The organism is Serratia sp. T13T92, from assembly GCF_047530105.1.
Taxonomy (GTDB): Bacteria; Pseudomonadota; Gammaproteobacteria; order Enterobacterales; family Enterobacteriaceae; genus Chania; species Chania fonticola.
In genome coordinates this window covers 35,539-60,673 of record NZ_JBLJAK010000017.1, presented here as the reverse complement: position 1 = coordinate 60,673, position 25,135 = coordinate 35,539, and the positions used below count along the sequence as shown (strand labels likewise).

The window sequence follows — 25,135 nt, the reverse complement described above, 5'->3', positions numbered from 1 at the left end:
CCTGCAGGACCAATGGCGATCCCGTGGATCGTCGAGAGTTGTTAAACGACCTGTGAAGGATTTTCCATGAACAAAATGAAATTAGAGTGGAAACGCGGTGACTGGGCAGCCTACTTCGGGCTGATGACCAATAACCTGACCAACCTGCTCACCATGATGGGGTTACTCATCTTCGTGGTGGGTATCCCAAAAGAGATTGTCTACGGACGCATAGCCCCGGCCTTTGGCCTGGCCGTGATGATGGCCAGCATCTGTTACACCTGGTTCGGCCTGCAAATGGCTCGCCAGACCGGGCGGAGCGATGTGACCGCGCTGCCTTCTGGCCCGAGCGCACCTTCCATTTTTACCGTGACCTTCCTGGTGCTGATGCCGGTTTATCAGTCGACCGGCGATGCGGACTTTGCCATTGCGATCGGCCTGGTGTGGTGCTTTGTTGAAGCACTGATCCTGGTGGGCGGCTCTTTCCTCGGCGAAACCATCCGCAAGATGATCCCGCGCACCGTGCTGCTCTCCTGCCTTTCCGGCTTGGGGCTGTTGCTACTGGCGATGAACCCGATGCTGCAAGCGTTCGAAGCGCCAACCGTTTCGTTCATCGTGCTGCTGCTGATCTTTATCAACTGGTTTGGCAAAAAGCCAATATTCGCCCGCATTCCGACCGGTTTACTGCTGTTGATCGCCGGTACCGCGCTGGCGTGGATCTCCGGCCTGCAAAGCCCGGATGCGATTAAAGCCTCGATGTCTTCCTTTGGCTTTAACCCGCCGGGGTTCCATGTCGACAGCTTTATGCAGGGCCTACCGCACGCGCTGCCTTATCTGGCCTCTGCGGTTCCGCTGGGGTTGGCGAACTACATCTTTGACCTGGAGAACATCGAGAGTGCTCACGCTGCCGGGGATGAATACAACACCCGCAAAGTGATGATGGCCAACGGCCTTTCCTCCATGTTCGGCTGCTTACTGGGTAACCCGTTCCCGGTGACCGTATATGTGGGCCACGCCGGTTGGAAAGCGATGGGCGCCAGTATCGGTTACACCTTGGCTTCCGGCGTGACAATGTTCCTGGTACCGCTGTTCGGGCTGGGTGCCTTTATGCTGGCCGTGATCCCGATGACGGCGATCGTGCCAATCCTGGTATTTATCGGTGTGGTCACCGCCAACCAAGTGGTGAGGGAAACGCCGAAAATCGAGGTCCCGGTGATCTTCATCTGCCTGTTCCCGTGGATCGCCAACTGGGGATTAACCATGGTCAACAGCGTGCTGGGGGCGGCGGGCACCTCGGGAGCCAAGCTGGGCGCTGAGTTGTTACATAGCAAAGGCGTGTATTACCAGGGGCTGGTGCATTTGGGTAGCGGTGCGCCGCTGGCCAGTATGCTTTGGGGATGTGTCGCGATTTTCGCCATCATCAACAAACCGCTGCGTGGTGCGGTGGCGGCGGCAACCGGTGCGCTGCTGGCGCTGTTCGGCGTGATCCATGCGCCAGCCGTGGGCTTTGCCGAGGGAAGCTCGTTGCTGTTCACGCTGGCTTACCTGATGATGTCGGCCATGTTTGTGCTGAAACATTTTCTCGATAGCCGTGAAACGGTGGCCGCCGCAGTTCAAGAGCCCCCTCACCCCAACCCTCTCCCACAGGGAGAGGGAGCTGCCCCGAGTGCACAACTAGCCCGTACAGCTTCGGAAAGTAGGGAGTAATAAAAGCAGGGTATTACACGGAAAAATCAACGGACTCAGTTAGGTGAAAAAACAAGGTGGGCGGGTTTTTACGCAGAAAAATCAACCAACTCGATCGGTCCCCTCTCCCTGTGGGAGAGGGTTAGGGTGAGGGGCAATCACCAGCTCCCGCCCCTATTTAAACGGCCTTTTTAATCGGAAAACCCAGATGAAAGAACTCGTCGTCGTCGCCATTGGTGGCAACAGCATTATCAAAGACAACGCCAGTCAGACCGTGGAACATCAGGCCGAGGCGGTGAAAAAGGTCGCAGACTCGGTGCTGGAAATGCTGGCATCGGATTACCACATCGTCCTCACCCACGGCAACGGCCCGCAGGTGGGGCTGGAGTTGCGCCGTGCCGAAGTGGCTCACGAACATGAAGGGCTGCCGCTGACCCCGCTGGCCAACTGCGTGGCGGATACCCAGGGCGGTATCGGCTATCTCATTCAGCAGGCACTCAACAACCGTCTGGCACAGCATGGCGGGCAGAAAGCGGTAACCGTCATCACGCAGGTTGAAGTGGATAAACAGGATCCCGGCTTCACCAACCCCACCAAACCGATCGGCGCTTTCTTTAGCGAACAACAGCGCGATGCGTTATTGCAGCAATATCCCACCTGGCGGTTTGTAGAAGACTCCGGGCGCGGCTATCGCCGGGTGGTAGCCTCACCGGAACCCATCAGAATCGTGGAAGCCGACGCAATCAAGGCACTCACGCAACAAGGGTTTGTGGTGATCGGAGCAGGCGGTGGTGGCATCCCTGTCGCGCGTAATTCACAAGGGGATTACCAAAGCGTCGATGCGGTGATCGATAAAGATCTCTCCACTGCCCTGCTCGCCAGGGAAATCCGTGCCGACGTGCTGGTGATCACCACTGGCGTAGAGAAAGTGTGCATTCACTTTGGCAAACCGAATCAGCAAGCGTTAGGCCAGGTGAACGTGGCCGAAATGACCCGCTATATGGCAGAAGGCCACTTCCCTGCTGGCAGCATGCTGCCGAAGATCATCGCCAGCCTGGCGTTCTTACGCGATGGCGGCAAACGCGTCGTCATCACCTCGCCGGATTGCCTCCCCGCCGCACTGCGCGGTGAAACGGGCACCCATATCGTTAACCTCTGAGAGGCAACAACAGATGAATGAGAACAAAAGTCGCCGTGAGTTTTTGAGCCATAGTGGCAAAGTGGCTGCGGCCTGCGCACTATTGGGTGCAACCTCCTCCGTCGGTTATGCTGCTAACCCGGCAACCGCGAACTGTGAGGCAGACCAGCGTATGAAAATTACCGACCCGCACTATTATCTGGATAACGTGCTGCTAGAGGCGGGTTTTGAGTTTGACGGGGCAACCCCGGTCAGCACTCGCACCGAACTGAAAACGCTGGAGATCAACCAGGGCAAGATCGTTGCGTTGCGCGATAACCGCCAGCATGCAGACAGCGCGTTGCCGGTCTACGACGCTGGCGGCAAACTGATGCTGCCCGCCATGCGTGATATGCACATCCATCTGGACAAAACCTTTTACGGCGGCCCATGGCGTTCGCTGAATCGCCCGGCGGGCACCACCATCAAGGATATGATCAGGCTGGAGCAGAAACTGCTGCCGGAACTGCAACCTTATACCCAAGAACGGGCAGAAAAGCTGATCGATCTGATTCAGTCCTACGGTTCCACCACCGCTCGCAGCCATTGCAACGTTGAGCCGACTTCCGGCCTGAAAAACCTGGAGAATCTGCAAGAAGTGCTGGCACGTCGCAAATCTGGTTTTGACTGCGAGATTGTCGCGTTCCCACAGCATGGCTTGCTGTATTCGAAATCAGAGCCGCTGATGCGTGAGGCAATGCAGGCAGGAGCGCACTATGTCGGTGGCCTGGACCCGACCAACGTCGACGGTGCAATGGAAAAATCGCTCGATAGCATGTTCCAGATCGCGCTGGATTATAACAAAGGGGTGGACATCCACCTGCACGAAACCAGCCCGGCAGGCATTGCAGCGGTGAATTACATGGTAGCAACCGTTGAGAAAACGCCACAGTTAAAGGGCAAGCTAACCATTAGCCACGCCTTTGCGCTGGCGATGATGAATGAGCAACAGGTGGATGAGATCGCCACCCGCATGGCGGCACAGCAGATCACCATTGCCACCACGGTACCCATTGGCACTATGCACATGCCGCTCAGCCAACTGCGCAAGAAAGGCGTGTTTTTGATGACTGGCACCGACAGCGTGATCGACCACTGGTCGCCGTATGGTTTGGGCGACATGTTGGAGAAAGCCAACCTTTACGCTCAGCTTTACGTCCGCCCGAATGAGGGAACCTTGTCACGTTCGTTGGCGCTCGCCACAGGTGACGTCTTGCCGCTGAATGATAAGGGTGAGCGCGTATGGCCGAAAGCCCAGGACGATGCCAGCTTCGTGCTGGTTGATGCTTCCTGCTCCGCCGAGGCGGTAGCGCGTATTTCCCCAAGAACCGCCACGTTCCATAAGGGCGAGATGGTTTGGGGCCGCGTTGGGCAAGGTAGTAAGGCCTGATAGGTGTGGTGACACCTAGGGGCGCAGCATGCTGCGCCCATTTAAATCATCATTGGCTTGCATTAACAATCCACCAGTAGAGCAGGCCGAGCAATGCCAAAAATACCAATATGGTGATTACCACCCGTCTCCGAGTGCGCCCTTTGGTAAACGAATAAATGCAATTCACAATTTCGTAGATGGCTTCCAATATCCCAAAAATAATTCTGAATACCACACTTACCAAGTCGCTGATAATGTCAAACATTCCCTGTTCCTTGCTATCCATAAAGGGCATACCGTACCAGCCAGGCATATGATAAGCCACTGACCTGCGCTAGCAGACCCACTGATTACCCCACTCTTACCAGCGCATTGTTGGCTCGCACGGATCATAGTGTGCACACCCGTATAAACTTATCGCACTTCACTCAGGCAAATCGGTTAAAAACCGTGGGTCGGTGGGAAATAATGCCTTAGCTTCCTGGTGTAAATGCCGGAAGGTGGCGGTATCCTGTTGATATTGCGCGATAGCCAACCATGAAGCATAAACATTTTTATCAATCCGCTGAGCAAGATAGCCCTGAGCCCATTGGGCATAGTTTTCAAGCAGGCGGGGATCGCGGGTCTGGTTATACATTAGCAACGCATGGGTCTGTTGATCGTATTGCCAGCGCTCGGTATTCACCCAGGGATCAAACGCCATTGCACGGCGAGCTGGCTGAATATCCGCAAAGTGATTACGTTCAAAGGTAGTTAAAGACAAATTGGCATATAGCCCAATACTGGCCACTATGCAGACGGCGGCTGAAGCCATGGGCACTACGGTTCTTAAAAAAAAGTTAGTTGCCAAGGATAAAGTGGCACGCTCTAAGGCCTTATCGGTTTGACGATCCCACTGTGCCAGCAGCAGTAAAAAAATCGCCCAATGTGCGCTAGACAGCATAAACGGGTATTCCGTTTGGCTGTGTAACAGCAAAGGGAGCAGCACGATGGTCAACGCCAGGCTTGCGCCTTTTTTTCGCCAGGATAGCCGGAGCAACCTGATACCGGCACACAGTAAGATCACCATGCCTGCCAAGGCAACCATGCCCCCTTCAACCCACCACAGCAAGATTTCATTATGCGGATGGCGCACCACACCAAGCCCCAATGTGGATAATCCGGCAGCCAGGCGATAGTGCTGAAAGCTATATTCGAATCCACCGTAACCCCAACCCAGCCAGGGCTTTTCGGCAATCATCTTCAGGCTGTCCAGTAACATCATCAGCCGCGCCTGGTTTGACGCGGCGTGTTCAACCGTTTCAATTCCTCCGCTCACTTGAAAAATCAAGGCGATAGTGATACCCAAAAGCATTAGGCCTGTTGCGATACCCGTGAGCTTTTTTGCCTGCCGCCATCCCAAACAGAGCAACAACGCCCCGCTGATACCGCCGCCAAGCCAGCCTATCCGTGACTGTAACCACACCAATAATGCGGGGAACAGCACCAGCACCACCCCCAAGGCATAGCGTCTGTATCGTTCTGCTTTTGGCTGGGTTAAGGAAAAATCAGGCAACAACAACAGCATCAATGCCAGTGCTAATCCGCAAGCGATAAAGCTGGCCAGAACATTCACCTGCTGGAAGACCCCATAAGGCCGGCCATCTTTCATTGGGTAGTCAAACCAGGCTGGTACGGCTCCCGGTAAAGTCAATTGCAACAGGGCAATCAACGCCTGTAATACAGCGGCCAGTAGAATGGCGTAAAATAGCCAATGCCGGGCAAAGTGCGGTGGGCGATATTGCATCCATGAGACGTAAAAAACCCAACCGCCAGCTAACCCAAGCCAGCGTGCCATTCCCGCACTCAGCCAATGTGGCGAGGTATATAATAGGGGAATTGCCAGGATCACCACGGCCAGCAGCAGCCAACGTGCCGTTACGCTAAGCGAGACGGGAGAGTTAGCCGATAGTGTCAGCCAGATGGTGCCAGTGACGGCAGCCATCACAGCCCAAGTCAGGATATTATGCGGCAGTTTCAGGCCGCTTCCGCCCATGTTAGGCAAGGCAAGCGGGCTAAGAAATATCAACCAAATCAGTAGCAGCCCTAGAGGCAATAAGGCTAGTCCCACCGGACTAACCAATGGTAAAGGGCTTTGTGGATGACGCATTTTTCACCTGATAAAATAAGCTTCAGTGTTGAGAGCGATGGTATTACTTTTTTATGCCTATCACTCTTCAAATTACGAGGGAATAATAAATTTAACATCAATTATAGTCATTGATGCATAAGAGTCTACAACATCGTGGAAAAACCAATCAATTTAATAGTTGACAATTAAAAAATAATATCTTCAATTTTTTATAACAAAAAATTAAATGTTGGCTTAAAAGCAGAGATCGCAAACTCAATGGCAATATTGCTGAATTTGCAGGGGAATGTATACATGCCAATCTTTAGTTAAACAATTGATTAATTGAGAGATGTGAAATATACGGCGCCCGTTTTAGCGTAGCCGCTTAGGAGTGTCTGGCCCGGTAAACCGGGCCATCGTACGATGAGAGTATTAAATCAACCAAAAACAAGTTAAAACAAATTAAATCAGCTTAAATCAACATCTTTACTGCCAAACAACCAGGTCAGAATAAATCCGGCGATATAGGAGATCATAATACCGGCGACATACACCAGCATGCCGGCAAAAATCCCCTTGGCTGAGGTCATTAATGGGATCGACACCAGGCCCGAAGGACCAAACACCGTATTCAGCCCCACCGGCAACCCCATCCAGGCAACCAGACCGATAAAGAACCCACCGACCGCACCACCCAGACAGGCGGTAACGAAGGGCTTCAGGCGCGGTAAGGTTACGCCGTAAATCAGCGGCTCACCAATCCCCAGCAGGCCGGGGAAAATGGCACCTTTAATCTGGGTACGCAGCAAAGAGCCTTTAGGTGACCGAGCAAACAGCGCCAGTGACGCTCCCACCTGCCCTGCACCGGCCATCGCCAGAATAGGGAACAGCGAGTTAAAGCCCTGTGCATCCATCAAGGCAAAGTAAACCGGCACAAAGCCCTGATGAATGCCAAACACTACGGCGATCAGGAACAACCCGGCCAGAATGGCGGTACCGAACGGGTTGCCGTTCAGGTGCATAAACAGCCATGACATGCCCTTAAACAACTCACCGCCAACCGGCATAATCACCACAAAGGTAATGGCGCCAGTGATCAGCAGGGTAATTGACGAAGTCAGGATCATATCCAGATTATCGGGGATCACCCGGCGCACCTGCCTTTCGATCCATGCGCCCAAGATACAGGCCAGTAGCACCCCAATAATGTTACCGCGTGGGTCGATCGCCAGCCCAAAAAAGTCGCTCATCCCTGCGTAGTAGCCGGTAGTTCCTTCGGGAACATAGCGTAAAACAAACAGCGAAGCGATGATCGCTCCGTTAACCCCGGTGCCACCAAAGGCCTTCTGAGTGTTAAAGCCGATCAGGATACTGAGGAAGGTAAACAAACCGATGCTGAACACTTTCATGTAAGCGATCAGCCCTTTGAGCCATGCGGCCGGTGCCGCCCCCTCCACGATCAGCGTTTGCTGCATCAGGGTAGCGATCCCCAACAACAGCCCTGCGGCAATAAAACCTGGGATCAACGGCGTAAAAATCGTGGCAAACTTAGTCAGGAAATTATGCACCGCGCTATTTTGCTTGGCTTTCATCTGCTGCTTGTTTTCACTTGCCAAGGCCTGCAAGTCAGCTTGCTCGGCATTCCCCCGTTCCTGCTGCGGCTGCGCCGTTAACAACGCATTCATCATCTCGCTGGCAGTTTGCGCTTTGCCAGGGCCGAGGATAACCTGCAGTTGATCGTCGCCGTTAACTACCCCCATCACGCCAGGGATCTTCTTCAACTCATCAAGCCGTATTTGCTGACGATCCTTTAACGTCAGACGCAGCCTGGTCATGCAGTTACCGCAGATAATGATATTTTTACTGCCACCTACCAGAAGTAAAATTTGCTCTATCATCGGAACGGTTATTTTCGCCATGGTTATGCCTGTATCCCTTGCAGTGCTTGACGGATAAATCCTTTGTTTTTACTTAAAACCGCGCTGGCCTCAGGTGCAGACAAGCCGCCGAGGATCATCACAATCGCGGTTTTGCAGTGGCGCTGACATTGATTAAGTGCCTCTTCCGCCTCTTCAGGGCTGCACTCCGTGGCTTCGACCACGATATTGACCTGGCGCTGTATAAGCTTGGCGTTGGTGGCTTCCACGTCGACCATCAGGTTGCTGTAAACTTTGCCGCTGCGGATCATCGCCCCGGTGGTGATCATATTCAGGATTAACTTCTGCGCCGTTCCCGCTTTCATCCGCGATGAACCTGTCACCACTTCTGGGCCTACCACCGGTTCAATCGCGATATCGGCTGCCTGACCCATTTCGCTATTCGGATTGCATGAGATGGCTACGGCAGTCGCCCCCTCGCTACGGGCATAAGCTATTGCCCCCAGCACATAAGGGGTGCGGCCGCTCGCTGCGATGCCGACCAACACATCACGCGCGTTGAAACCGAGATTACGCAGATCCTGCTCGCCCATTTGCGGACTATCTTCGGCATTTTCCACCGCCTGCAAAATCGCGGCATGGCCCCCGGCAATCAGACCAACTACCTGCTCACGCGGCGTGCCGTAAGTAGGTGGGCACTCGCTGGCATCCAGGATCCCCAACCGGCCAGAGGTGCCCGCTCCGCAATAAATCAATCGGCCACCGTTGGCAAAAGCGTCTACCACCAGATCCACTACCCTGGCGATTGCTGGCAAGGTAGCAGCTACCGCCAGCGGCACTTTTTGGTCTTCGCTGTTGATCACTGCGAGCATATCCAGAGTGGGCAACGTATCAATTTGCGAACTGGCCGGGTTGCGGCTTTCCGTCACCATCTGGCTTAAATTTATCTTCATGGAGGTTTCCAATGGGTTAAGATTTGCGACAATGTTAAGGAATTATTTATTCGGCAAATGTGATAATCGTCACGGTAAATCTATTCTCGCCGAGAGCTAAATCAGGAATAAAGCGGAAAAATAACCGCCATTTAAACTTTAATTTCCAACAATTTCAAATAAATAAGTCAAAGGAATGAAAAGCCCCCGAACTGGAATAATCTATTACACACAGTGGAGATATTGTTGATGTCAGTCCTGAACGAAATCACCTGGTTGTTGCCAAGCCTGGCCGAAAACCAGCAAAAAATCGCTAAATATATCCTTGATAACCCGGAAGCCGTCCTGGGCATGTCTTCTTCCCAGTTTGCTGAAGATGCGGGGGTCAGCCAGTCTGCCATCGTCAAGTTTAGCCAGAAAATCGGTATGAAAGGCTTCCCTGCCCTGAAAATTGCCATCAGTGAGGAGTTGGGTAGAAATAACCTGTTCAAGTCCTCTCCGCACAAGGCCTTGCATAACGCCATCTCGTCGGAAGATTCATTGATGGTTGTGGCACAAAAGCTGGCCCATGAGAAAAATGCCGCAATCGTCGAGACGACAAAAAGGATTAATTTCGCCATTTTCCAACAGGTGGTCGATGCCATCGATAACGCCCAGCGCGTGCAGATCGTCGGCATTTGGGGCTCTGGCCTCACCGCCAAAGATCTGAGCTATAAATTACAAAAGATCGGTATCCTGAGCCTGGTGGAAGCCGACCTTCACGTCCAGATTGCCACCGCGCAGGCGCTAACCGCCAAAGACGTACAAATCGTGATTTCTTTCAGTGGCCGCAGGAAAGATATGCATATCGCCGCCTCCATGGCAAAAGCGCAGGGAGCCACGGTGATAGCCATAACCGGCGACAAGGGAAATCCTTTAGCCAAAATAGCCGATTATGTATTGGAAAGTGTCTCTGATGAAAACGAGTGGCGGAGTTCTTCGATTTCGTCCAGAACCGCACAGAATACCCTGACGGATTTGATTTTCCTGGCGTTAATGCAACAACGCAAAGAGAGCGCCAAACCTCTGGTGCTGAATGCGAGCATGACCATTAATAACCTGGACGACTGAGCCCCAGAAAAAACCGAATACCATTAAAACAACGACAAGAATTATCTTAACTTTTCATGACGAGATTAAAATAATTACCGCAAGATATTCTTGCCCTTAAAGGGTTATTCTTTGCTCGCCCCCTTTACCAATCAAGCTGCGCGATACAATGCTGGTATAAAAAACCGGCATTATTCCTTTACGCATCACAAACACGAATCGATCAACTGTGATAATTATCACTTTATTACCTGGTTTGGAATGTACAATCGCCGGAAATTGATACCTCGGAGTCATCCCATGAAAAAAATAATACCGGTCATCTTTTTATTTAGTGCCGGAAGCTATGCTGCCGCTATTCCAGAAGCCCAACTAAAAGAGATGTGGCTTTCCCCCAAAGACGCGGCTGAAAAGATCATTGCCGACATGAGTTTGGCAGAAAAACTCGGACAAATGCTGATGGTGGACATTCGTTCTTGGGATGAAAACAGTAGCGAAAGTAAAACGCCTTTTATTGAGATGAATACCCACGTCAGTAAAATGATGACTGACTATCATTTAGGCTCGGTGATCCTGTTCCGTGAAAACCTGATTAATACCCCACAAACGGTTGAGTTGATTAATAATTTCCAACACGCACGGACTAATTTACCACTGTTTATCAGTACCGATCAGGAAGGCGGATATGTTACTCGTCTACGTGTAGGCACCGAGATGCCGGGTAATATGGCCTTGGGTGCTACCGGTGTGGCCGATTTAGCCAAACAAGCCGGGAATATCCATGGTTATGAGTTAAGCAGCCTTGGGTTTAACTTTAACTTTGGGCCGGTGGTCGATGTTAATAACAATCAGAATAACCCAGTCATCGGCGTCCGATCCTATTCGGACGACCCCATTCTGGTTGGGCAATTAGCCCGTAGTTATATTGAGGGTATTCATCAATATCCGGTGCTCACCTCTCTGAAGCACTTCCCTGGGCATGGCAACGTCGCCTCGGATACCCATTTTGCCCTCCCCAGCGTCAACACGGATAAGGCTTCATGGCAACAGACCGAACTGAAACCCTTTGTCGACGTAATGCCCGATACCGATGCCATCATGACCGCCCATGTGGTGGTGCCAGCGCTTGATAGCACCATCCTGACCAACATCAAGGGAGAGAAAATCGGTACCCCGGCCACCTTATCCAAAGCGATCCTGACCGATACCCTGCGTAATCAACTCAAGTTTGACGGGCTGATCCTGACGGATGCCATGGACATGGGGGCCATTACCGGCAATTTTGATCGTCATTGGTCCATCAAGCAGGCTATTTTAGCCGGTAATGATATCGTCTTGATGCCAATAGGGATTAAAGACAGCGCCAGCATTGAACAACTCGGCGAACTGTATGCTTATTTGCAGGCAGAAGCGGAGAAAGATCCGGTGCTGAAGCAACGCATTGAAGATTCTGCGCAGCGGGTGATTTATACCAAGCTCAGTAAGCGCATCTCCCCTGCGCCTCATGATACTGCCACGGCTGAAAGCATTGTCGCCTCCAAGGCGCACAAGGATCTGGAAAACGCCATTTCGGAGCAGGCCATTACGCTGATCAAAAATGAGCAGGTTCTGCCTTATGCGCTGAAACCACAAAACAACATCATGGTCTTTTCGGACGAAGGCCCACGCAATGAGTTAATCAACAAGCATCTGAGCCAGATTGCCAATGAGTTGAAAGTGGGATTAAACGTAAAGGATCAGGTGGTTAAGCTGGATCAGGATACATTAACGACAGAAGAAATTGAGCAGCAACTGCAAGGTCAGCAATTGGTTATCCTGGCCACCTATAACCTGAAGCTCAACCCAGTCAATGCCCAGCGCATCATCGACGTCGCCAATAAGCAAAATATCCCTCTGGTAGTTATTGCTACGCGCAACCCGTATGACATTGCCTATTTATCTGACGTAAAGGCCAATATTGCGATTTATGGCATCACCGGTTTTGATGTGACCAATAACGTCCGCAACAGCCTGGAAACCAACATTCGCAGTGGTTTAAGAACGCTGTTCAAGGGGCCTACAGGGGATAGTCTTGCAACGCCTCACGGTAAATTACCGGTTGATATTAAAACACCAGATAATAATAACGTGCTCTACCCACGCGGTTACGGATTAACGGCATTATAATATCTCTGAAGGTAAAACATGAAGATCTTAACAGGGCTAGTGATTTTCAGTGCTATTCTCATGGCACAACCGGTATTGGCTGATGAGTCTGAGACGGATTATGATCAGGAGATCATCAAACTCAATAAACGCATTCAGCAAATAGAAAAAGAAAAGAAAGAAGCACAGGATAAAGTTCACCAACAAACCTGGCGCTTTGATACCTATATTGGTACCGAGCAGGAGATAGACAGTGACGATCGCTGGAAATATATCCGTGGCAGCGTAGCTACCTCGCCTTATGTCGGTGCCTTTATTTACCAGAATGATTCATTATGGCTGTATGACGTTCAGTTTTTGAAAACCTATCTGGATAATACGCCAGAATATGACCGCACACGTTGGCAGGCAGGCGTCACCAGAACCTTTCCCTTTACTCTGGCAGGGAAAACTGGCAACACCAAATTGCGCCTCGGTTATCGTAACGACAACTGGCATTATCCGTCCATCAGCAACCCGGCACTGGCCGATCCAGAATACAAAGGGGATATCCGCAAGGGTGAGGAGCGACACGAGATCTGGATCCGTCCGCAAGCCTATTATAAGTACTCTGATAGCCTGAGTTTTAATGCCAGCCTCTCCTTCCGCCTGATTGACCGCAAGTTGGATTATGCGCGGGCAAAAGGAGATTATGGGGTTTACAAACGCGACTGGAGCCAGATCAATGAGCACTTCGCGGGGGCAAACCTGACGTTTAACCAGAAAAACTCCCTCTGGCTGAACTATCTGTATATCGATGAGCAACTGGTCAATACGCTGTATAACAAGGAGCATTTCCTGTGGGCGATTTACCGTTACAAGTTCGATAGTGGCGTGATGTTAATGCCTTATACCCGCCTGGCGCTGACTAAAGGGACGCAAAGCTTCCGCGACTCCAGAAACCAGGAAACGGTGTATAAAGAGAAAGACCGAAGCCGCTACGGCTTCCAGGCAATCTATCCGTTTACCAAGCAGACGTCGCTGTTTGTCGACAGTTACTACCGCCCGGAACAAACCTGGATGAACGGTGATAAAACCAGCAACAACTTCTGGTTCTGGGCGTTGGAACTACGGCATAACTTCTGACGGGCAATTGATCCCATTAATAGAGAGAAATAAGGAATGAGGCATCTGCTACTGACAGTGTTATTCCTGTGCTCGTCGTTTGCTCTCAGCGCTGGCTATGTCAGCGCTGTACCAGGCATAGTGCTCGGCGTCGACCAGGAACAAACCTATGGGCCACTGCTCAAAAATAAGCGCATCGGCCTGATGGTGAACCAAAGCTCAATCAATAAACAGGGCCAACACACCATCGACAAATTGCTCGCCGAGCAGGAAAAATATCAATTTACCGTGACCACTCTGTTCTCGGTAGAACACGGTATCCGTGGTAATGCCGATGCCGGGCTGGGCGACGATAACCATATCGATAAGCACAGCGGCCTGCCGATCGTATCTCTGTATGGTCGGGATGAGGATGGGCGTTCTCGAGCCCATCCCACCGAGGCACAGTTAGCCAATGTCGATATCGTTATTTACGATCTGCAGGATGTGGGCGTTCGTTTCTTTACCTACACCATTTCCCTGCACCACATGCTGGAAAGCCTGCAAAAATACCATAAGAAAATGATGGTATTCGACCGGCCCAACCCGCTCGGCAGCCATGTGTATGGCCCTATTCTTGAGGAGGCAAACATCTCGGGGATTGGTATGCATCCGATACCAATGGTGCACGGACTCACCTCCGGGGAGTTTGCCCGCATGATCACCGGCGAAGGTTGGCTGACGAATTTCAACGATACCCACTGGCAGAGCTTTGGCAACAAAGACCATCAGTTTCCCGCTGAAGATCTGATGGTTATCAGCATGGCTAACTACCAGCATGACACCCCTTATTCACTACCAGTACGGCCATCGCCGAACCTGCGCAGCGATTTGGCTATCCAGCTTTACCCTTCTTTGGGGCTGTTTGAAGCCACCAGCGTCAACATGGGCAGAGGTTCAGACCATCCGTTTGAACAACTGGGTTTTCCTACTCGCCAGTTTTACGTCAATACCTGCTATCAGGTGGATATCAGCCAGCAGAAAACCGGCTGGCCACAGGCTGGCAAGGAGGTGTGCGGGGAGATTTTGACAGCTACTGACATCAGCCAGGTTAAGCCAACGATAGGTTACCTGGTCGACTGGTGGTTCAAATTCAAGACTGCGGGCTATGAGATGGTGATCCCTGCGGCAAAAGAAGCGCAGTACCTGGATTATCAGGAGGAGTTCTTCTTGATACGCCCTCAGTGGCTGGCCAAGCTCACCGGCACCAGCAAACTGGTGACGTTGCTGAATGACGCAAGCGAAAGAAAACTGTCCGTTGATGAAACGGTCCAGTTCATCGAGGCCCAGTGGCAACCAGCGGTGGATAGCTATTTGCAGTTGCGTGAGAAATATAAGCTTTACCCTTAACGAGACTGCGATGGCGCAAGGGGCGCCACATATTGCACCCCTTACATTCAGCCATTGCCACGTTGGCATTAAGCTTTCCCTTTTCCTATGACTTTGACTTTTGGTGGCGGTAGTCTTTGCCACCTCTTTTTTTGTCAGTGCCGGTTATGGGGCGCTGCATGCCGCTGAGATGAGGTTTCTATGGCCCCCTCTCTGTTCTACTCTCCTTAACCCAGCTCAGCGCCAGAACGGACGGCTGTAGTCTCGCTTGATATCATCCCGGCGTAGACCAATATCCTTTAGCTGATCGCCATTCAGCCTTGCCAGGGTATTGGCAGCTTTGCGCCGCTCATTCCATCGATTTGCCCATCTGTATGCTTTTAACCCTAAACGGACAAAAATATTACGGCGTTTGCTTTTTGTTCCCTCAGCTGACAAACAGCCGCCATTAATTTGATTTTCAACAATATTACTCATAATCAGCTCCCCGTCAGTCGATGAGCCCTTAGCATGATGCTTGGCTGAAAAACATTACAGATGCAAATAGCGGCTATTATTTCCATACAGATATGTGCTAAACAGTCTGAATGGTAAAAATCAGCGCCATCTGTACTGGTCCTTCTCTCTTTATCAGGTGATATCCATGACTCGCTACCAACAATTGGCCAATATCCTTAGCCAACGCATCAAAGAAGGGCTGTATGTGCCCGGAGAACGGCTGCCTTCCGTTCGGGTATTGAGTGACGAGCACGGAGTGAGTATCAGCACCGTACAGCAGGCCTATCGGCAGCTCGAAGAGTGCCTGCTGATCGAGTCGCGGCCGAAATCGGGATACTTCGTGCGCTGTAGCTCAAATCTTCCTGCTTTACCCGCGCTATGCAGCCATGCACAACGGCCTGTCGAGATTTCTCAGTGGGAAAATACGTTGGAGTTTTTACGGGGGAGCACTCAAAAGAATGTGCTACATCTGGGCGTCGGCACACCGGACCTGTCTGGCCCAGGCCTGAAAATACTCAGCCGTTTGCTATCCCGTATCAGCCTGCATCAAAGCGAGGAAGTGCTGGATTACGACAGTATTTACGGCACCACGGCGCTGCGTGAGCAGATTGCCCGCCTGATGCTGGACAGCGGCAATCATCAATCGGCAGACAATATCATTATTACCTCTGGCTGCCATGGCGCACTGGCTATTGCGCTAGGGGCCGTTTGCCAGCCTGGCGACATTGTGGCGGTGGATTCCCCCAGCTTTCATGGTGCGATGCAGACCCTGAAAGGGATGGGGATGAAGGTGATTGAAATCCCAACCGATCCGGTGGTGGGGATCAGCCTGGAAGCGTTGGAAATGGCGCTGGATCAGTGGCCGATTAAAGCCATCCAACTGACACCGACCTGCAATAACCCCTTGGGTTACAACATGCCGGATGAGCGCAAGAAAGCACTGTTAACGCTGGCTCAACGCTATGACGTGGCCATTATAGAAGACGATGTGTACGGCGCACTCGCTTATCAATACCCACGCCCGCCGACCATTGCCTCGTTTGATGATGATGGCCGTGTATTGCTGTGCAGTTCCTTCTCTAAAACCGTCGCGCCCGGTCTGCGGGTTGGTTGGATTGCACCGGGGCGTTACTTAGAAAAAGCGTTACATATGAAGTACATTTCCGCTGGGCGGGTCCCCACCTTGCCACAGCTGGCAATGGCTGAATTCATCAAGCAAGGGCATTATCTACAACATTTACGCCGCATGCGCCGCCAATATCAACGTAATCGCGACATTATGACGGGTTGGATCATGAAGTATTTCCCGCCGAATACCTGCCTGAGCAGGCCACAAGGTAGCTTTATGTTATGGGTGGAGCTGCCTTACGGGTTCGATAGCCTGCGTCTGAATCGCTGTTTGTTGCCACAGGGCATACAGATTGCCGTCGGTTTTATTAGTTCTGCTGCCGGAAAATACCGCAATTGCCTACGGCTCAGCTACAGCAAGCCCATGACCCGCGAGATTGAGCAAGCGCTCCAAAAGGTGGGCAAAACAATTTATGAATTGCTGGAGGTGGAGCAGCCAGCAATGGCGGCGGAAAAGCAAAATCAGCCATAGGGTAGAGGTCACATAACCCTCACTTACTCACAACAATGGGCACTGCATGCGGCGCCCGTTTGGATAATCCGTGGTATCGATTAGGCTCACTTTAAGCAAGATGAGAGAGTTATTGAGCAATAATGAACAACTAATAAACGAAAAAAAGACTACTATTGAATCATACAAAAATTAAGCCTCTCTCACGACTAAGATGATTAGCTTAAAATAGTGGAGCACGTTGTGTTTACGTTTGCGGCTAATTATGAAACGAGGGAATATTCATACTAATAAAATACCATCCAAGAACACGAGAAAAATACGAATCCTAAACCGGAAGTGAATTATGCTATCAAATAAAGAGTCGGGAAGAAGTATTATGATATTAATGGTCTCAGTGGCGATCATTGGTTGTAATTCATTCTTAATCAGCCCGATTCTGAACGATATTGCATCAAGCCTCTCCGCGTCTACGGCGCAGGTATCCCGGGCAATTTCCGCCTATGGTGGTGCTACGGCACTTTCCTCATTATTTCTAGCACCCTATGCGGGAAAAATAGGTATTACGCGTTCAATACGTTATGCAGGCATGTTGATGATCGTAGGGATTGCCCTGAGCGGTATCTCGCTATCCTGGTGGATGCTCACTATTGCTCAATCAATAGCAGGCGTAGCTGCTGGTTTGATGCTGCCCGCTATTTATACGTTAACATCGGATGTGGCACCAGAAGGGGAAAAGTCTCAGGCGCTGGGCAAAGTCATCACCGGGTGGTCGCTTGCCATGGTAATAGGTATTCCCTTATCCGCAGTGATCGCCGATATAACAAACTGGCGAGTGGCTTATGGATTAATGACGGTCTTGGGGCTGGTGTTCTTACTGTTCAGCAAAAGGCTACCAGTGATTGATACACCAGCGGATAAACTTGGTTTTCCGTTTGAAGAATATCGTAAAAATCCTGATATTTTGATTATGTTCGTTGTAACGTTACTCTACATGACGTCATTTTATGGGCTCTATTCGTTCGTTGGCTCATTTGCCCGTGACAGCTTTTATAATAGTGCCGCTCTAGCTGGGCTTATCACCATGGCCTACGGCATTGGTTTTGGTGTGGCTAGCCTTAAGGCTCGGTGGATCGATAAATTCAGCCCGCAATCCTCAGCCTGCATTATTTTTATTACTATATCGCTGATATATGCCATTTTGTCAGTGAGTGGATCAAGCATTTATCTGTTATTGGTGGCTTGCTTACTTTGGGGAGCGGCAAATCATTTTGGTTTGAATGTAATCGTAAGTTTGTTGATCCAATTAAGCTCCTCTTACAAAACGGCCACGCTAGGCATGTACAGCGCGCTTTCTTATAGTGGAACGATGATCGGTGGGCTAGCGTACGGCTATGTATTCAATCGCCAAGGGTTCACCTCAATTGCCTACATTTCGTTGATTCTCTGTATCACAGCCGCTTTTTTAGCTTGGTTTATTTTCAACCATAAGCCAAAATCTTATCAAGACACGCTAAAAACCAAGAACAAATTATAGCCAACTGTTACACTTACGCTAAGGATACTTAGCGATAGGGAAATATAAGATGAGCAATTTTCGTGGAGTAGAAAAAGATATTTCGGTTAACCAACTCTTTAAGTTACCTTCCGAGGATGTGATATCAGACTCTGGTCACTGTGATGGGCTAAATATTTCAGCCATGCTTCACAAGCAGCCCTCCTCTGTGGATGAATGCCTCAGGCCTGCAACGGCACAACATCAATTGGTGCTGTACTGTGGGGAGACTGAACACGGTGAAGTCAGTTTTAATCAGGAACCATGGCGTAAATATACTAAAAGAAACAATGAATGGTATATCGCTCCAGCGGGGAGAAATGGATCTGCATGGCGTTGGGGAAAAAAGTCATTTTCTTCGAAAGAGTCGCTGATTTATCGAATTTTGTTGCCAGTGAGTTCGTTGGAAGAAGAGGCTCAGGGTATAGACGGTAGAAACACGACGGTAACATTGATACCAAGAATGGGTGTGGTGGATGATTTGATGCTGAAATTAGCACTTCAGCTACAAGAAGAAATGGCGAGCCCCAGCATACTAGGAAGCTTATATACTGATGCGATTGCATCACTTCTCTCGCTACATGTTCTGAAAAACCATTCGGAACTCATTGTGAGCAAGGTGAGATCGGGCGGTTTTTTTTCCTCTGCGAGGAAAGCGACGTTACGAGATTTCATCATGGATAATTTGCATATGCCCATATCTCTTGATCAGATGGCGTCGTTGGTTTCACTTAGCAAGTTTCATTTTTCGCGCGTATTCAAAAACACCTTTGGTATGCCACCGTATAAGTATATTTTCCGTTCCAGAATGAATCTTTTTGAGCAACTGCTTGTCAACACGGATGAACCCTTATATTTACTAGCGGAAAAAGTAGGATTCGTGCATTCGAATAACGTTATCAGGGCATTTCGGCGCTTCAATGGGATAACGCCAGCGGAATATCGCCGACGTATAAAAAGTATTCTGGATTAATAAGTCTACTATCCAAGCAGGGTACGACGAGCCAAAATGCCTTCACGGGGCCATCCGCAACGGTATTCTGAGCTGGCTATTTCCACCGTACTGATGCTCCCGTGTCTGGCGAAATCTGCACCCAGCCGTGGAACCCGATCCCCCTATGTGTAAGTGAACGGCATTAACAACCTACGCCGAGTTTTGGCATTACTCAAAGGACTGGGATTCAGGTTCTCAGTCCCTGAGCTCTTTTTGACAGGAACGACTCAGTTCTGGCTCCAGTTTGTAACAAGGTCAAAAAACGGACACGCACCTTTCTCAACGACTACACTTGTAAAATTGGTTTGATCACGTGTGATCTCTTGATGCTACGTTGCTTACCAACAACGTTCTCCCTACGATCCCACTAACGGACTTGGTATGAAGATTGAAATTCTTAAGCAGGCGGTTATGGATTCACGAGACGGCATCACCATCTCTGACAATGCCATAGACGACAATCCTTTGATTTTTGTAAATCCGGCTTTTGAGAGAATGACCGGCTACTCCTTCGAAGAAATCACCAACATCAACTGTCGATACTTACAAAATAACGATCGGGAACAGCCAGAGCTGGAGATTGTGCGCAACGCCGTTAAAAAAGGTGAGTACTGCCTTGTAACCTTGCGAAACTACCGCAAGGATGGAACTATGTTTTGGAACGAGTTAAGCATATCGCCAATTCATGATGAGAGTGGGGCTGTAACCAATTTTATCGGGATCCAAAAAGACGTAACACCAAGAATGATAATCCAGCAACAGCTTCGTGATGAGCATCGGTCCCTCGAGGAAATGAAAATACACTTCGAGCAACTCTCCATAAAGGATGGACTCACCGGGATTTATAATCGTCGCTTTTTTGATACACAGTTCGACATTCAATGCAAAATTGCCATCCGTAATGGCGACTCATTGACGCTCGCCATGATCGATGTCGATCACTTCAAATCATTCAATGATATTTATGGACATCAGGCAGGCGATGAAGCGCTAATACGTGTTGCGGATTGCTTAAGCAAGTCCTTCAAGCGGGGGTCTGATTTTGTCGCCAGGTATGGCGGCGAAGAATTTGTCATTCTCTCCAATGGCATGACGAAAGACCAGGCAACGCTGTATGTGCAGACGCTATGCCAACTGGTGCGAGATTTGAGAATACCGCACTCCGCTTCCAGCACTGGATACTTGACTATAAGCATCGGTTTTTCAGTTCATACATTTGACCAACTGCCCTTGCCTAACGTACTACTGACACATGCCGATAAAGCTCTCTACGTAGCTAAAGCCCGGGGCAAAGATCAGTTTTTCAGTCTTTAGGTTCTGTACAAAAATCTGTGGGGCATGGAGATGAACTGGAGATCCCCGGCATATTGCCAACGCTACTGGGGTTTTACACTCACCTTCAGCCAAGGTTGAAGGATCCTGTCGTATCGGGGCTTGCTGGGGAGGCCCTGAGAGACAGACCGGGAACAGTGAAACGGATGAGTATGGTTAATACGCTGAAAAAATTAGGAAATAATTACAGTAATATGTTCATGGGATACTGACCATACTACCGGGGATCACTCAACCCACAGGGCGAGGGAACAAACATTAAAAACGGCAATTTGCGTTGCCATTTTGCGTCTACCTCCACTCGATTGATTTTTCAGCGAAAAAAAGGTACTTTCTTACCTGAACTTCAGCGTGGACGGTCCTTCATTATGCCTATTATTCAGTCTGTTGAACGTGCCTTACAGATCCTCGACCTGTTTAACGAACAGGCGACGGAGTTGAAGATCACTGACATCAGTAAACAAATGGGGCTGAGCAAAAGTACGCTCCACTCGCTGCTCAAAACGCTACAGTTGCACGGTTACATCGATCAAAACCCCGAAAACAGCAAATATCGCCTCGGCATGAAGCTAGTGGAACGCGGCCATTTTGTGGTGAGCTCCATGGATATTCGCCAGAAGGCGAAGGGCTGGCTGACGGATCTGTCGCAACGCACCGGGCAGACCACCCATCTGGGCATTCTCGACGGGCGCGAAGGCGTCTACATCGAGAAAATCGAAGGTAAGCTGGCGGCGATTGCTTATTCCCGTATTGGCCGTCGTCTGCCCATCCATGCCACCGCCATCGGCAAAGTGTTGATCGCCTGGCTCAACGACGCCGATCTCCATGCGCTGCTCGAAGGCTATCAGTACACCTCATTCACTCCTACGACGATAACGTCACATGAGGCGCTGCTGGCCGCGCTGGCGCAAACACGTGCGCAGGGTTACGCCCTGGACAGCGAAGAGAACGAACAGGGCGTGCGATGCGTATCGGTCCCTGTTTGGAATCATGAATCCCGCGTGATTGCGGCTCTAAGTCTGTCGACCTTAACCTCGCGGGTGGACGATGACGAATTCGCCCGCTTCCGGGGGATGCTGGAAGAGGCCGGGCTCCAGCTTTCAAGAACGCTGGGCTACCCGGCCTGAGGGCTTATGCCGTGGCAGGCGTATAGCTAAAGTAATCAAAGTCTGCATAGCAGCCGTCACCGCTGATGTCTTCGCAGTGTAGCCCGACAAACGCCCCCGTAAAGAATCCGCGACCGCCGATATAATCATCCGACAGTTTCCACGCCTCATAGGTGATGTGCACAGTCTGCCACTGCTCGCCATCAAACGAATAGCTATAGCGATACACTAAATTCTCGACGTCAACGCGCAACCACACACTCTGCGCGTCTTCCGGCACGGGGATCGGTTGCTCATGAAGCGGCCACGACGGAACGTTGTGATCCAACTGAATCACCTTCAGCGTTCTTCCCCGCCCTTCCTCGAAATCGACAAAGCAATAGCTCCAGTTTTTGCTGTTGTAGTAGCAGGTTAAACCCGCGCTCTGCTGGAAGTGTCGTGGGGCGAACTCCATGCGTGTCTCGGCGCGAAAGGCACTGTGCTGCCAGCGCCGCGCCACGGTGGACTGGGTAAAGGTCGAGTTGAGGGAATCATTGCCGTACAGGCGCAAAAAGCCCGAACGTGCACTCAGCGATCCCAGGGAGTCGTCGAACGGAATGCGCAGCGTTTGCAACTCCGAGTTGAGCGTTGATGTCTCAAAATCATCGCGCCAGTTTGCCGTTAGTACGGTTTGGCTCTCTGACATCTGTGGCCCAGGCACGTTAACCTGCGCATGTTTGCCGCCTTCAACGTATGGCCAGCCGTCGCGCCAGGTGATGCGCGCGATCCCCGTTTCACGCCCCAGCGGGCAGTATCCACGCCCTCCAGAGGCCAGCAGCGGCACGCCCGGCAAACGCTGTGGTCTACTGGTGAGATACGCCATATACCACTCGCCGGTATGCGTCTCCAGCAGCGAGCCATGCCCGCTCTTTTGCAGCGGGTTTTCTGGCAGATGCCAGCTGGTCATCATCGTCACGTCCGGGTGCAGCTCGTACGGACCGTCGAGATTTTTTGATCGCAGCACTACGACCGCATGCTCATAGCTGGTGCCGCCCTCCGCCACTACCAGGTAATACCAGCCCTCTTTACGATAAAGATGCGCGCCTTCCGTGTAGCACAGTGGCGTACCGGTAAATAGAGTTTTGCGCTCGGGCGATAATCGCTGCGTCTGTGGGAAATACTCCTGCATCACAATGGTGTTGTGCGGATTGCTGTGGTGGCGCGGCCCCCACGGACGGTAAATGTAGTATTTACGGCCATCGTCATCATGGAACATTGACGGGTCAAACCCACCGTTGCCCATCGGGATCGGCTCGCTCCACGGCCCTTCGATGGAGGGCGCTGTGACCAGGAAATTCTTGCCATTCTTCCAGGGTGAATCGACGATTTTCACGTCCGTATAGAGCAGCCAGAACTGCCCGTCGGCGTAGCTCAGACAGGGTGCCCAAATGCCGCCGGAATCGGGATTACCTTTCATATCCAGCATCGACACGCGATCCAGCGGCGTGCTGACCAGCGACCAATTTTTCAAATCGCGGGAATGATAAATCCGCACGCCGGGAAACCACTCAAAGGTGGACGTGGCGATGTAGTAATCCTCGCCCTGACGGCACAGAGACGGGTCCGGGTTGAATCCGCTCAGGATCGGGTTAGTGATGGTGTACATATTGCCTCCTTCTTAATGGGATACCGCCGTCGCCGCAGTGGGAAGATCCTCGCCCTGCGCCGCACGGTGTTTAAGCAGTTGCTTGCTGATGGCCTGAACGCGGTCATCGCTGAGTTTGTAGAGCGAGAGCATGATGAACATGCCGACATAGAGCACCACCGGCACCACGCAGAACAGGGTCTTGATAGTGGTCAGCACTGCAATGGGCTGCACGCTGCTGTTGGCGGAGTAGTTCACATACGCGAGGATCCAGCCGACTACCGCACCGCCAATCGCCAGGCCGATTTTCAGGCTGAACAGATAGGTGGAGAACACCAACCCGTCCAGACGGCGGCCGCTACGGCTCTCTTCGTAATCCACGACGTCGGACGCCATCAGCCATTGCAGCGGCGTGGTGGTATTAAAGACAAACAGGAATAGGATGTTGAGCGCGAAAATCAGCGCGATGTATTCGACCGGTGTGATGAAAATCAGCAGGCTGATTAGGGAGTACACGACAATAATCCATTTAAAGGCTTTCACGCGGTCGAAGCGGCCTAACAACCGGGACGAACAGAGCGAGCCAAACATGGTGGCGATACTGCCGTAGAGTAAGAACTGCGTCGCCATCTCCGGGTGATCCATCACGTATTTCACAAAATAGAGCGTTGCCCCGCCGCGCACCACGTTAGAACAGGTCGCCATCATTTTAAATGCGCACATGATCCGCCACTGGCTATTGCCCCAAAGCAGTTTCAGATCTTTCGACACCGACGAGCCCGGCTGCACCTCAAAGGTGTAGCGCTCTTTGGTGGTAAAGAAGCAGACGTACAGCAGCACCACACCGCTTAGCCCCAACACGAACATCGCGCCAAAGTAGCCCAGTTGCTCATTCCCTTTGCCGATGATGCCCACCAGCGGCAGCGCAATCCCACTGATCGCCAGCGATCCGGCGGCAGCAAGGAAAAAGCGCCACGACTGAAGCTCATGACGCTCTTTCGGATCGGCAGTGATAACGCCAGGCATGGCGCAGTATGGGACATTGACGAAGGTGTATACCAGCGTCAGCAAAATGTAGGTCACACAGGCGTAGATGATTTTACCGTTGGCGGAAAAGTCTGGCGTATAGAACGTCAGCATACAGACCACACCAAACGGGATCGCCCCCCACAGCAGGAACGGGCGGAACTGGCCGTGGCGCGTACGGGTGCGGTCCACCAGCAATCCCATCAGCGGATCGGTCACGGCATCGAGTATGCGCGACACTAAAAACAGTGTCCCCATAATGCCAGCAGACAAGCCAAACACATCGGTATAAAAATAGGCCAGCAGGAACATGGTGGCCTGCCAGACGAAGCCGCAGGCGGTATCACCCAGCCCGTAGCCAATTTTATCTTTCATGGTTAATTGCATTATTACCCCCAAGTGGAAATGTGCAAACGTCAGGGACCTGTTCCAGGCAAGATCAATACCTGGTGCATCTTCAGGAATACACCCGTTTTTCGTGTGCTGACATGACTATTTCGTGTTAATAGAGTGTAAGTAAACGATCGATTAACCAGCAATGGTCATATCTGATTTATGAATTATGATATTTTGCTTTTG

General features: G+C 51.1%; 19 protein-coding genes. 13 read left to right on the top strand and 6 right to left on the bottom strand.

Features of this window, described 5'->3' with window-relative positions; translation table 11 throughout:
• Positions 1-66: 66 nt before the first annotated feature.
• The 4 genes from ACMV5I_RS16590 to ACMV5I_RS16575 all read left to right on the top strand — a co-directional run bounded on the left by ACMV5I_RS16590 (position 67) and on the right by ACMV5I_RS16575 (position 4,542).
• Complete coding sequence (locus tag ACMV5I_RS16590; protein ID WP_261155561.1) at positions 67-1,686, top strand: xanthine permease; 1,620 nt, start codon at positions 67-69, stop codon at positions 1,684-1,686.
• A 187-nt stretch (positions 1,687-1,873) separates the two neighbouring features.
• On the top strand, positions 1,874-2,824 hold the full coding sequence (locus ACMV5I_RS16585; RefSeq protein WP_414824855.1) for a carbamate kinase family protein: 951 nt from the start codon (positions 1,874-1,876) through the stop codon (positions 2,822-2,824).
• A gap of 13 nt (positions 2,825-2,837) precedes the next feature.
• Entirely contained in the window at positions 2,838-4,232 is a 1,395-nt protein-coding gene (locus tag ACMV5I_RS16580; protein ID WP_414824854.1) for an amidohydrolase family protein, read from the top strand.
• Between the two features lie 28 nt (positions 4,233-4,260).
• Positions 4,261-4,542 (top strand): hypothetical protein, encoded by a 282-nt coding sequence (locus ACMV5I_RS16575; protein ID WP_414824853.1) that lies wholly within the window; start codon positions 4,261-4,263, stop codon positions 4,540-4,542.
• Positions 4,543-4,638: 96 nt separating this feature from the next.
• On the opposite strand, the gene ACMV5I_RS16570 is transcribed toward ACMV5I_RS16575, so the two are convergent.
• From ACMV5I_RS16570 to murQ, 3 genes are all read right to left on the bottom strand, one after another.
• The gene (locus ACMV5I_RS16570) at positions 4,639-6,198 is read right to left on the bottom strand and encodes a Wzy polymerase domain-containing protein (protein ID WP_414824852.1); all 1,560 of its coding nucleotides are present in this window, start codon (positions 6,196-6,198) and stop codon (positions 4,639-4,641) included.
• Positions 6,199-6,794: 596 nt separating this feature from the next.
• A complete protein-coding gene (gene murP / locus ACMV5I_RS16565; RefSeq protein ID WP_414824851.1) occupies positions 6,795-8,246 on the bottom strand; it encodes a PTS N-acetylmuramic acid transporter subunit IIBC in 1,452 nt (483 codons plus the stop codon).
• A 2-nt stretch (positions 8,247-8,248) separates the two neighbouring features.
• Entirely contained in the window at positions 8,249-9,157 is a 909-nt protein-coding gene (murQ, locus tag ACMV5I_RS16560) for an N-acetylmuramic acid 6-phosphate etherase (protein ID WP_414824850.1), read from the bottom strand.
• Between the two features lie 228 nt (positions 9,158-9,385).
• Here murQ and ACMV5I_RS16555 point away from each other — a divergent pair, with 228 nt between their 5' ends.
• From ACMV5I_RS16555 to ACMV5I_RS16540, 4 genes are all read left to right on the top strand, one after another.
• Entirely contained in the window at positions 9,386-10,246 is an 861-nt protein-coding gene (locus ACMV5I_RS16555; RefSeq protein WP_284121092.1) for an SIS domain-containing protein, read from the top strand.
• A gap of 279 nt (positions 10,247-10,525) precedes the next feature.
• Positions 10,526-12,391: a glycoside hydrolase family 3 protein gene (locus ACMV5I_RS16550; RefSeq protein WP_414824849.1), complete on the top strand. Its 1,866-nt coding sequence runs from the start codon at positions 10,526-10,528 to the stop codon at positions 12,389-12,391.
• An 18-nt stretch (positions 12,392-12,409) separates the two neighbouring features.
• Positions 12,410-13,495 carry a hypothetical protein gene (locus ACMV5I_RS16545; RefSeq protein WP_024484805.1) on the top strand — a complete coding sequence of 362 codons (1,086 nt, stop codon included), beginning with the start codon at positions 12,410-12,412 and terminating at the stop codon, positions 13,493-13,495.
• Positions 13,496-13,531: 36 nt separating this feature from the next.
• A complete protein-coding gene (locus ACMV5I_RS16540) occupies positions 13,532-14,863 on the top strand; it encodes an exo-beta-N-acetylmuramidase NamZ domain-containing protein (protein ID WP_414824848.1) in 1,332 nt (443 codons plus the stop codon).
• 216 nt (positions 14,864-15,079) lie between these two features.
• Here the strand turns inward: ACMV5I_RS16540 and ACMV5I_RS16535 are convergent, their stop codons facing one another.
• Positions 15,080-15,319 carry a DUF1127 domain-containing protein gene (locus ACMV5I_RS16535; protein WP_414824847.1) on the bottom strand — a complete coding sequence of 80 codons (240 nt, stop codon included), beginning with the start codon at positions 15,317-15,319 and terminating at the stop codon, positions 15,080-15,082.
• A 166-nt stretch (positions 15,320-15,485) separates the two neighbouring features.
• Here ACMV5I_RS16535 and ACMV5I_RS16530 point away from each other — a divergent pair, with 166 nt between their 5' ends.
• From ACMV5I_RS16530 to ACMV5I_RS16510, 5 genes are all read left to right on the top strand, one after another.
• Positions 15,486-16,940, top strand: a complete 1,455-nt coding sequence (locus ACMV5I_RS16530; protein ID WP_414824846.1) for a PLP-dependent aminotransferase family protein — start codon at positions 15,486-15,488, stop codon at positions 16,938-16,940.
• 325 nt (positions 16,941-17,265) lie between these two features.
• Positions 17,266-18,456, top strand: coding sequence for an MFS transporter (locus ACMV5I_RS16525; protein WP_414824845.1), 1,191 nt, complete (start codon positions 17,266-17,268; stop codon positions 18,454-18,456).
• A gap of 49 nt (positions 18,457-18,505) precedes the next feature.
• On the top strand, positions 18,506-19,447 hold the full coding sequence (locus ACMV5I_RS16520; RefSeq protein WP_414824844.1) for a helix-turn-helix domain-containing protein: 942 nt from the start codon (positions 18,506-18,508) through the stop codon (positions 19,445-19,447).
• Positions 19,448-19,849: 402 nt separating this feature from the next.
• Entirely contained in the window at positions 19,850-20,782 is a 933-nt protein-coding gene (locus ACMV5I_RS16515) for a diguanylate cyclase (RefSeq protein WP_261445852.1), read from the top strand.
• Positions 20,783-21,168: 386 nt separating this feature from the next.
• Positions 21,169-21,927, top strand: coding sequence for an IclR family transcriptional regulator (locus tag ACMV5I_RS16510; protein ID WP_202670929.1), 759 nt, complete (start codon positions 21,169-21,171; stop codon positions 21,925-21,927).
• Between the two features lie 4 nt (positions 21,928-21,931).
• Here ACMV5I_RS16510 and ACMV5I_RS16505 read toward each other — a convergent pair whose 3' ends face one another.
• Positions 21,932-23,551 (bottom strand): glycoside hydrolase family 43 protein, encoded by a 1,620-nt coding sequence (locus tag ACMV5I_RS16505; protein WP_414824843.1) that lies wholly within the window; start codon positions 23,549-23,551, stop codon positions 21,932-21,934.
• A 12-nt stretch (positions 23,552-23,563) separates the two neighbouring features.
• On the bottom strand, positions 23,564-24,946 hold the full coding sequence (locus ACMV5I_RS16500; protein WP_414824880.1) for a glycoside-pentoside-hexuronide (GPH):cation symporter: 1,383 nt from the start codon (positions 24,944-24,946) through the stop codon (positions 23,564-23,566).
• Positions 24,947-25,135 lie beyond the last annotated feature (189 nt).